The 2,719-nt window shown below is 42.9% G+C and carries 3 protein-coding genes and 1 pseudogene; all 4 read left to right on the top strand.

The features are described from left to right. Positions 1-10 precede the first annotated feature (10 nt). Entirely contained in the window at positions 11-280 is a 270-nt protein-coding gene (locus FUA23_RS23225; protein WP_406603414.1) for an IS1 family transposase, read from the top strand. After that, positions 277-987, top strand: coding sequence for a hypothetical protein (locus FUA23_RS22020; protein WP_147932934.1), 711 nt, complete (start codon positions 277-279; stop codon positions 985-987). The genes FUA23_RS23225 and FUA23_RS22020 overlap by 4 nt, the downstream gene beginning before the upstream one ends. A gap of 10 nt (positions 988-997) precedes the next feature. After that, complete coding sequence (locus FUA23_RS22015; protein ID WP_147932933.1) at positions 998-1,729, top strand: hypothetical protein; 732 nt, start codon at positions 998-1,000, stop codon at positions 1,727-1,729. 665 nt (positions 1,730-2,394) lie between these two features. Continuing rightward, a pseudogene (locus FUA23_RS22010) lies at positions 2,395-2,719 on the top strand (hypothetical protein); the annotation flags it as partial.

Raw genomic sequence — 2,719 nt, 5'->3', positions numbered from 1 at the left:
TCTTGAAGCTATCCTTGACAAACTCCCAAGTCGATTAAGGCAAAAATGTCAATTTGCTACTGATCATTTTGAAAGCTACTACCAACTAATCCCTCCAGAGCAGCACAAGCCGGGAAAAGCCTTAACCTACTATATAGAGGGCTACTTTACCGGTGTAAGGGCGCGAGTTAGCAGACTCGTCCGAAAGACGCTCAGCTTCTCGAAAGACCTCAGCAATCATGTCGCAGCAATCCGATATTTCTTGTGGCAACGAAACCTAGATTCCTATCCTTACATTTGATACACCGCCTAAATAAAATGTTTTGCCCTCTTGAGCCTATCTCAAGTGAAGATGATGAATTTTACTACGACTTTGGAGATGTAGAAGATTTTGATAACTGTAATGCAATAAATAATGGTAACGGAGGAAACCCACCGAGCCCTCCTATTACATTCAGATCAACAGAGTTTCCTTGTGAGGATTCTGACCGAGCTCAGAATGAGACTATGGATCAAGTTTCTTTCCGTCGATTCGTTGATATGGACCGCTGGCGTGATGCCAATGAATGGTTTGATGGAGAACATGAAATAAGAGTTCATATCACTTTTAGGAATGCTGGTGGCGGGCCAACTACCCTAAGGAAATCTTGGTTTGGCCGCTCTGATGATTTGAGAACATGTACCTGGTTTCACTGCGACATTGACCATTTTAACGGAGAATTCAAAGATGTTATCACTTGGCTACCAGAAATTCAAGGCAGTCTAATGAATTATACATGGGAAGAAGTTGATGGTGGCCCTGAAATAACTCTAGGATTTAAGTTTAAGCCTACGATTAAGGTTTTCGGTGTCGAAGTTTCAATCCAAGAAGTTAGCGCATCAATCAAAATTAAAAATAATTCTGATCGGTTAGGAGAAAACTTAGTTGAGTACTGCCATAGAACAATCCCTCCAACTGAGTATAACTCAGACTGGGTTTTCTTTCAAGTTAGACAGACACTCAATTAAAAGAAACGATATGAAATATCCATCCTCAATGTTGATTCTTTTCTGTCTGCTTACTCCTATATGCGTATGGGGTCAGCTTAACGGAGCAAGTCTCTTAGTTGGCGGTGAAATTACCATCCATCGATTAGTCTCTCCTGCAGATGCATCCGATTTAGAGTTTGAGTTTGGGTTTGGCAAAACGAAAGCGGAACCAGAACAGTCATTCTTTATAGGGGCTAAAGCTGACTGGACATTAAAAGATCAATTTGGTATACAAACTCAAATTGATTACGGTCGAACTGCTTACAGCGTTTTCTTTAGGGACCCTACTGAGAATAATGGGATGTTTGGGCCGCAAACAAGAAGTTTGTTTTATGCCCCAGATAGAGTCGATATTTCAGTGTTGCCATCTTACAAGATTGAGTTAGGAAGTCTAGAAGTAATTCCTAAGATTGGCATTACCTACTCATTTCCTGTAAATGAAACTGATTACGTTGATAAAATCGCTAATAGACCTGGACAAGTAAGAGCAATTAACATCCAGAATGCTCTAAATCGTTCTTTCGGCGGCTCTGTTTTAAAAATCAATGCAGGAATTGATTTAGGCTATGGTCGCTTTCTTTTACACCTTAATTTGCGTCAGCAAATAAGTTCTGCATCAGATGGACCAGTTGAAGTTGAGGATGTTCCAACGCCCATTTCTTTTGACAATCGTATAACTGCAATTCAATTTGGATTGGGCTACAGGTTTTTGCAGTTTTAATAAGACTTCTCTAGCTTTACGTAGGCCATCTTTCTAATGAGAGATGGCCTATTTCGTGTTTATAGTGGCCTTGGCCACTATAGCATACTCTTTCACTGAAACAGCTATAAAGGTGAGCCATCTGGCTTCCCCTTCACTTTTCTAAAAGCTTCAGCTAACAGTGCTCCATGCCTCGATGGATCAAGATTTGCTCAATCGAACAAATCCTGACCTTATTATTAACTAATGTTCGGGAACTTTTCATCCAGCAGTTTAACTAGTTCTTCGGGCAAATAATCTCTTGGCTCATCATACCCTAAGTCAAACTCAGAATTTACTCCAGGAAGTAGTTCTTCACCTTCCAATCTTGTAGAACTGATAACCGTATTATGCACACTAGCTATGAGCGGCGAAATTTTGCCTCTTCTGGCCGTATGAAACACACTGATAGCATACTGTTTCATCAAAAGACCTCGAAGGGGCAGCCATACGGTCGCCTGCGTATTCCGGCAGCTTTGACCCCCCAGTTCCGAAAAGTACTGACCCCCCAATTCCGGAGTATTGACCCCACCCCCTGTGGAAAACATTCCGGAGTATTGCCCCCCTCGGTTTACGTTGAGACTCGTGCTTGATCCTCCCATCTTCGCCGCTCATCAAGAGCAGCGACAATGGGCAAAATCAAGCGTATGGACCAGATCAAAAATATTCTCCGCACCTACCAGTCTACTGAATCAATCAAAGCTACAGCGAGAACCCTGAAGGTGTCAAAGAACACCGTTCGGCACTACTATCGTTTAGCCGCCGCTTATAACGAGGACCTGGAAATAGTACTTGGCTTAGCCGACGAGCCGTTGCGCCAGATTCTCTACCCTGACAAAGCCGGTGCCGTTGCGGATCGTAAGTTAATCTTTGAAGGCAAAGTCGATTACTGGATCAAAGAACTGCAGCGGCCCCACGTAACGCGGCAAGTGCTCTTCGAGGAGTACAAAGAGGAGTATCCGGAAGGCTATG

It is taken from the genome of Neolewinella aurantiaca, from assembly GCF_008014675.1.
GTDB classification, from domain to species: Bacteria; Bacteroidota; Bacteroidia; order Chitinophagales; family Saprospiraceae; genus Neolewinella; species Neolewinella aurantiaca.
The sequence above is the reverse complement of the archived record's forward strand: the minus strand, read 5'-3'. Positions and strand labels throughout refer to the sequence as shown.

Coding starts and splice junctions, on each gene's coding strand:
- FUA23_RS22015 (WP_147932933.1), top strand. CDS start 998: ATGAAATATCCATCCTCAATGTTGATTCTTTTCTGTCTGCTTACTCCT.